Here is a 7014-nt window from a genome sequence, read left to right as displayed (position 1 = left end):
GATGTCCGGCGTGCCTGAGAAGGTTTTCGGCAACACAGCGCTCAAGCATATCAACCGCCGGGGACATGTCCTTGTAGCCCTGTCCGAACGGCTCTAACGGGATATCGACTCCGAAAAGGCCAAGTTCTCGTTTCAGGTCCTCGATCCGCCAACGATCATAAGCTACAGTCTTCAAGTTGAAAGCCTGCGATGCCAGGACGATTTCGTGCGCAACGAAGCTTGGATCGATCGTCGCACCTGGAATCAGTGTAATGAAACCCTGGCGCGCCCAAAGATCATAAGGCACACGATCCTCGTTTGAGCGCTCTGCGATGTTGGCTTCCGGCATGAAGAACTGGCATTTGATATCGAAGCTGCGGTCCTCATTTGGAAACGCTAGCACGAAGGCCGTCAGGTCGCGTGAACCTGATAAGTCCAGACCGCCGAAACACTCGCGGCCCGAAAGCTTCGCCAGGTCAAGAGCGGTGTTGCATCGATCCCATTCAGCCTTGTGAATAAAGCGGGCGACAGCGGACACGCGCTGGTTGAGGATCAGGTTTCGGAATGCGCTTTCTTTGGAGGGGACAAGCTGAGCCTGTGCAGCCTGGCGCTCGACATCTTCTAGGGATCGAAAATCGTCAAGTGCAGGATTCGCCGTCAGCCATGTTTCCCTGCTCCAGGGGTCAGCGTCCTGCGGAGCCGCATAGAGGGTGAGGTGGAATGATGGATCCTGAACATCGCCTGACTGAACCTGCAATCCGTAGTCGATCAACTCAGAGAACACGTGATGGTCGGCGGCAGCCTGTGTCGATATGCAAACCATCAAAGGGTTATCTCGCGCGCCTGTCGCGGTATCCAGGGCGTCGAACAGGTCTCGGTTCGGAGCGCTCCCCAATTCATCGTAGACGATGAATGAGGGAGATAGGCCCATTTTCGAACCTGCGTCTGCTGACAGGGCGGCATAGATCGATCCCGCTCCATCGCCAAACAGAATTTCGATCTGCTTGTTGAAGCGGATGATGTTGGCCCGGTCATCCAGCTCAGGGTGAGCGGCAAGGATCGCACACATTTCCTGGAACAATTTTGCCGCCTGGTCCCGGGTCAGAGCGGCCGAATAAACTTCGCCCCGCTGTTCCGATTCCGGCCCCATCAAATGGCAAAGCGCCAGTCCGGCCGCGAGCTGCGTTTTTCCATTCTTGCGGGCCATTGAGAGAACGGCAGTTCGCACAGGACGTCGGCCTTTTTCATCCTCTGCGTACACCTCTTCGATGAACTTACACTGCCAGGGCCGCAATTTCATGTTCTGGCCTGCCAGTTTCCCGGCAGTGATCGGCAGATCTTCAAGAAACGCGATCACTTTGCCCGCACGGCTCAATCTGGGTTCTTCCCACGGCTTCACAGGCCGAACTTCGATCTTGCCGCGCTCAGAAAGCGCCTTGGCTCCTATGCCCCTCGTAGCCATTAAGCGAACCCCGATTCGTCAGGATCATCGGTGTTCGAAGTGCCTGAAACTAAGTATTTTTCTAACGCTGCCGCCGGTCCTGTTTCAGGCCCGTTTTCGTGATCTGACCCGCCCCCCGCCTGATGCCAATCGTCGGATGGGTCGACAGGGTCACCGTTGGCATCGAAGCCTTTGACCTTGCGGGCGAACGGTTTTGCTCCCGCTCTGTCATTGGCCGCTGTCTTCTCGTTGTGACACCGCTCGCACATCGACATCAGTCCATCGAGTGGAGGAAACGGATTGCCGCCGTCACTGATCGGGACGATATGGTCGACTGCCTTCGCCAAGGTGACCTCACCTCGAAGCCAGCACGGATGGCACACAGGGGCGGCAGCCAACTTACGGCGGCGAAGCTTTTGCCAGAGCGCGGTGTTGTAGGGCCACTTAGCCATGCGCAAATCTCCGCTCGCTGTGCATGGATGCAGCGATGAAGTCGAACCCGCCGCCCTTGCGCTTCAGTTCCGCCTCTGTCGCAGCATGCTGGCGCTCCGGTGTGATCCATTCTGCAACCGCTGCATAGACATGTTCGCCTCGCGATTTGGCATCGAGCTCCCAACGCTTCTGTGCTGCGTCTCGCGCCACTTCACCTCGGCTAACTTGCCTGCCTCCTTGCATCGGTAGCAGTAGGTACCCCTGACTTCGCTGCACACTCCCCTTCGGAGCCCCATGATTGCATTTCCGTTCGGGAGGCTGGTGCGGTTTTTCGTCAGGCGTTTCCACTTGCTCCGCTTCGATGGGTTTATTCGATTGGTTACTTCGATGGGTTTGGGTCGCAGAATTGAGACCTTTAACGTCGCATTTTTGCGACCTTGAACGTTTCGGTTTTGAGACCTTTGTCGTTGTCTTTTCATCGTCCGCCGTCGCCTCTTCAGGGTCCGGTTTCGACTTCATCTGAGTGTCCCAATCGTCCACAATTTGCCGGAACAAATTCCAGTTCGGGATGTAGGCTGCGCGATGGGATTTACCGCCGTGGCTTTCCTTCTTGATGAAACCAAGCTCATTGAGAGTTTCAGTCGCGCGAATGACCGTCGCCCGGCTCATTCCAAGCAATTTGACCAGGCGATTAATGCCAGGGTCGCATTGCCCGGTTCTCTTATTGAAGTGGTCGACAATCGCCGCTGCAACACGCTTGGCAGCGGCGGAAAGGTTCGGGGTTAGCAAGATTGCTTTCTGTGCAAAGAGGATGTCGTTTTGTTCCAAGAGGGCCATATCATTCACCCCCTTCGATGAGCTGTGTCGGTTCAACCCAGATCTCAAGTCCCCAGCGTGCAAGGACAGACGAGTAAACTGGGCGCAATTTTCCAGCTTCTGTGAGACGGCGAATTGCTGCGTTCAGGACATCCCTGCGTACACCGACCTCGCGAGCGATTCTTGAGCGGCGCGCAAAACAATACATGCCATTGCGACGATGCCCGTCGGGCTTGGCGAACGCTGCCAGAACAGCGCGATCAAGGCGTTCCATCCTTTCCGAAATATGCAGCGGCGCGGGGCTTTCGGCTTCCAAATTGGAGCCAGTCGTGCTAACTCTTGTCGCGGAAAATGCGCTTTTCTGTTTTGATGTGATGCCGTTCCGGGGACCATCCGGAGCGGCATTTTCTTTTTCGGACTGGCCGCGAACAGATGCGGAACCGCGTGTGTCAGTTTTGTGCCACTTTTCTTCGCGCGATCCTGTTTCGTTCTGCACGAAGCCGCCGGAACCTGCATCATAAATACAGACTTTACTTGTAGTTTTTTCGGGTTTGGCGTAAGTCCCTAGGTGGGCCACCCCTCCCCAACGAGGGGCTACTATCTGCGAGGGTAGACAGATATGTCAGTTCTTACCGCCAAGCCGGACTTCCGTCCGGCCAATCCTAATTTTTCGTCTGGTCCCTGTTCCAAACGTCCCGGCTGGTCCCTGGACGGTTTGTCCGATGCGCCGCTCGGGCGATCTCACAGGGCAAAGCCAGGCAAGGCAAAGCTAGCCGAAGCCATCGATCTTACCCGCAAGGTACTGCAGGTTCCGGACACATACCGGATCGGCATTGTACCGGCGTCCGATACCGGTGCAGTCGAAATGGCGCTCTGGTCCTTGCTTGGAGCGCGCGGCGTCGACATGCTCGCCTGGGAAAGCTTTGGTGCCGGCTGGGTCACCGATGTGATGAAGCAGTTAAAGCTGGACAATGCACGGATATTAAACGCGCCGTATGGCGAGTTGCCGGATTTGTCTGCGGTCGATTTCTCCAAAGATGTCGTTTTCACCTGGAATGGCACGACCTCAGGTGTGCGTGTGCCCGATGGCGACTGGATTCCGGCCGATCGGGAAGGTCTGACCATTTGTGACGCGACGTCGGCCGCATTTGCACAGGATCTGGATTTCGACAAGCTCGATGTCGTGACTTTTTCCTGGCAGAAAGTTCTGGGCGGGGAAGCAGCTCACGGTGTCCTGATTCTCAGTCCGAGGGCGGTGGAACGTCTTGAAACCTACACGCCCGCATGGCCTTTGCCGAAGATTTTCCGCCTGACAAAGGGTGGCAAGCTCATTGAAGGTGTCTTCAAGGGTGAAACCATCAACACGCCTTCCATGCTCTGCGTCGAGGATTACATCGATGCGTTGAAATGGGCTGAGACAATTGGTGGCCTTGCAGGCTTGCGTGGCCGTGCGGATGCCAATTTGCAGGTCCTAGCAGACTGGGTCGATAAGTCGGCCTGGATCGACTTCCTGGCCGTCGACCCCGGGACACGCTCCAATACATCCGTCTGTTTGAAAGTAACCGATCCGGAGATCCTGGCGCTTTCAGCAGAAGACCAGGCCGCGTTCGCGAAAAGCCTTGCCAGCGTGCTGGATGCGGAAGGGGTTGCTTACGATATCGGCGCATACCGTGACGCGCCATCCGGTCTGCGTATCTGGGCAGGTGCCACGATCGAAACCGGCGACCTGCAGGTGCTTACAACCTGGCTGGACTGGGCATTCCAATTGGAAAAAGCGAAACTGGCTCAGGCTGCCTGAGCATTTCCTTCACTCATGACGACCTTCCCGGGCGGCACGCTGCCCGGTCCGTTTTGTTTTCAAGGAGAAGCTCACAATGGCTCCCAAGGTACTGATTTCAGACAAGCTGTCTCCCGCTGCGGTCCAGATCTTCAAAGACCGTGGCATTGATGTTGATTTCCTGCCCGATGTAGGCAAGGACAAGGAAAAACTGCTGGAGATTATCGGCGAGTACGACGGATTGGCGATCCGCTCTGCAACGAAGGCGACCGAGAAGGTCATTGCCGCCGCGGACCGGTTGAAGGTGATCGGCAGAGCCGGGATCGGGGTTGACAATGTCGACATCCCGAAAGCGACGGCGCGCGGTATCATCGTCATGAACACACCGTTCGGCAACGCCATCACGACCGCAGAACACGCCATCACGATGATGATGTCCGTTGCCCGGCAAATCCCTGCGGCGGACGCTTCCACACAGGCAGGCAAGTGGGAGAAATCCCGCTTTATGGGGCGCGAACTTACCGGTAAGACCCTTGGTCTGATCGGTTGCGGCAACATCGGCTCGATCGTTGCAGACCGCGCAATCGGCCTGAAGATGAAAGTCGTTGCATTTGATCCGTTCCTGACGCCGGAACGGGCGGTGGCCCTGGGTGTCGAAAAGGTCGATCTCGACGAGCTTTTCGGTCGTTCGGATTTCATCACCTTGCACACGCCGCTGACCGACAAGACCCGCAACATCATCAACGCAGCCTCGATTGCGAAGATGAAGACCGGGGCCTACCTGATCAACTGTGCCCGTGGTGGTCTTGCGGACGAAGCCGCAGTCAGGGCCGCGTTGGATGAGGGCAAGCTTGCCGGGGCGGCCTTCGATGTGTTCATAGAAGAACCCGCAAGGGAAAATGTGCTTTTTGGTGCGCCGAATTTCGTCTCCACCCCGCATCTGGGAGCTTCGACTTCCGAAGCGCAGGAGAATGTGGCCCTGCAGGTTGCCGAACAGATGTGTGACTATCTGCTTGAGGGTGCCGTTCGAAATGCGCTCAACATGCCTTCCATCTCGGCTGAAGAAGCTCCGAAACTGGCACCGTTTGTGCGCTTGGCGGAGCAGCTTGGTTCCTTTGCCGGCCAGTTGACCGAGACCGGGATCGAAGGTGTGCGTCTGGAATATGCCGGTGCAGTGGCCGAGATGAATGTCCACGCCTTGACGGCTGCTGCGATAACCGGCCTGTTGACACCGCTTTTGCAAACCGTCAACATGGTATCGGCTCCGATCCTTGCCAGAGAGCGCGGCATGAAAATCGAAGAGATCCGCCGCGAAAAGCAAGGTGCCTACGAGACCTATATCCGTCTGACTGTCATAACCGAACGCCAGGAGCGGTCGGTTGCCGGTACAGTTTTTGCCGATGGCAAACCGCGGATCATCCAGGTGAAGGGCATAAACATGGAAGCCGAGCTCGGGTCCCATATGCTTTACATCACCAACGAGGACAAGCCCGGTTTCATTGGCCAACTCGGAATGGAACTTGGCAGCAGCGGTGTCAATATCGCTACCTTCAACCTTGGCCGGATCGCTCCGGGCGAGGATGCAATCTGCCTGGTCGAGGTCGATGGTGTGGTGCCTGAAGAAGTGATGACGCGTCTTGAAGCTGTTTCTCACGTCAAGCAGGTGAAATCCTTGGCATTTTGATTGTCGGAGGTGCCCACTGGGCACCTCCGGCTTGTCCTGGTCGGACAGTCAGGCGGTTCGAACCCCAAAACGCTGAAGGATCCGGCCATCAAGGACAACAAGTCCGAGCAGAAGAACTGCAAATCCGGCAAGTTGCAGTGCACTGAGTTTTTCTCCCAGTATCATCCATCCGAACAGCAGTGCGCTTGCCGGGACGATCAATGTAACCAGCGAGGCATTTGTCGCTCCGGCCTCCGCCAGCAGTTTGAAATAGATGAGATAGGCCAGGGCTGTCGCCAGAACACCTAACGCCAGTACATTCAGCCAGGCGATCTGGCTCGGATCGGCAATCGACCAGCCATTGGCAGAGAAGAGCGCGACCGGCAGCATCAGTAGGCTTGAGCCCATCAATTGTCCGGTTGCTGCGATCTGGGGCTGCACGGATTTGAACCGGTGCGCATAGGTTGCCGCGCAAGCATAGGACACCGCTGCACTCAGACAGCAGACCTGTGCCCAGATCGGGTCGGATGCGACACCTGACAGGCTACTGGACAGCATGATTGCAACCCCGGCAACTCCAAGCACGACACCGGCGATACGGTTCAACCGCAAATCCTCCTGACGGGTCAGTATGCTTGCGACGATAACGGTGAAAACCGGCGTTGTGCCGTTGAGTATGGATGCCAACCCGGCGCCGATTTCAGTTTGCCCGAGAAAGAGCAGGGAGAAGGGCACTGCGTTGTTCAGGAAACCCATGATCAGAAATGGAACTACGAGGTTGAGTGTAAATTTGCCGAGCAATTGCTGATACCAGAGCACCACCAGCAACACGGCACAGGCGCTTGAAACCCTCAGGAACACCAGAACAAAGGGTGGGATTTCTGCGACAGCAACTTTGGCGAACAA

General features: G+C 56.6%; 7 protein-coding genes. 2 read left to right on the top strand and 5 right to left on the bottom strand.

The annotated features are described in order from the left end of the window. From K5905_RS23345 to K5905_RS23330, 4 genes are all read right to left on the bottom strand, one after another. On the bottom strand, positions 1 to 1441 hold a 1441-nt coding region (locus tag K5905_RS23345; protein WP_297588408.1), incomplete at its 3' end, for a terminase TerL endonuclease subunit. Beyond that, complete coding sequence (locus tag K5905_RS23340) at positions 1441 to 1872, bottom strand: HNH endonuclease signature motif containing protein (RefSeq protein ID WP_297588405.1); 432 nt, start codon at positions 1870 to 1872, stop codon at positions 1441 to 1443. The genes K5905_RS23345 and K5905_RS23340, both read right to left, overlap by 1 nt. Beyond that, a complete protein-coding gene (locus K5905_RS23335; RefSeq protein ID WP_297588402.1) occupies positions 1865 to 2689 on the bottom strand; it encodes a helix-turn-helix domain-containing protein in 825 nt (274 codons plus the stop codon). Before K5905_RS23335 ends, K5905_RS23340 begins: the two co-directional genes overlap by 8 nt. 1 nt (position 2690) lies before the next feature. Continuing rightward, positions 2691 to 3164, bottom strand: a complete 474-nt coding sequence (locus K5905_RS23330; protein ID WP_297588399.1) for a hypothetical protein — start codon at positions 3162 to 3164, stop codon at positions 2691 to 2693. A 123-nt stretch (positions 3165 to 3287) separates the two neighbouring features. Here K5905_RS23330 and K5905_RS23325 point away from each other — a divergent pair, with 123 nt between their 5' ends. Continuing rightward, complete coding sequence (locus K5905_RS23325; RefSeq protein WP_297588395.1) at positions 3288 to 4466, top strand: phosphoserine transaminase; 1179 nt, start codon at positions 3288 to 3290, stop codon at positions 4464 to 4466. A 76-nt stretch (positions 4467 to 4542) separates the two neighbouring features. Beyond that, positions 4543 to 6129 (top strand): phosphoglycerate dehydrogenase, encoded by a 1587-nt coding sequence (serA, locus tag K5905_RS23320; RefSeq protein ID WP_297588392.1) that lies wholly within the window; start codon positions 4543 to 4545, stop codon positions 6127 to 6129. Positions 6130 to 6177: 48 nt separating this feature from the next. On the opposite strand, the gene K5905_RS23315 is transcribed toward serA, so the two are convergent. Beyond that, on the bottom strand, positions 6178 to 7014 hold an 837-nt coding region (locus tag K5905_RS23315), incomplete at its 5' end, for a DMT family transporter (RefSeq protein WP_297588390.1).

The sequence above is a fragment of the Roseibium sp. genome, assembly GCF_025698965.1.
Taxonomy (GTDB): Bacteria; Pseudomonadota; Alphaproteobacteria; order Rhizobiales; family Stappiaceae; genus Roseibium.
The sequence above is the reverse complement of the archived record's forward strand: the minus strand, read 5'-3'. Positions and strand labels throughout refer to the sequence as shown.

Coding starts and splice junctions, on each gene's coding strand:
- K5905_RS23340 (WP_297588405.1), bottom strand. CDS start 1,872: ATGGCTAAGTGGCCCTACAACACCGCGCTCTGGCAAAAGCTTCGCCGC.
- K5905_RS23335 (WP_297588402.1), bottom strand. CDS start 2,689: ATGGCCCTCTTGGAACAAAACGACATCCTCTTTGCACAGAAAGCAATC.
- K5905_RS23325 (WP_297588395.1), top strand. CDS start 3,288: ATGTCAGTTCTTACCGCCAAGCCGGACTTCCGTCCGGCCAATCCTAAT.
- serA (WP_297588392.1), top strand. CDS start 4,543: ATGGCTCCCAAGGTACTGATTTCAGACAAGCTGTCTCCCGCTGCGGTC.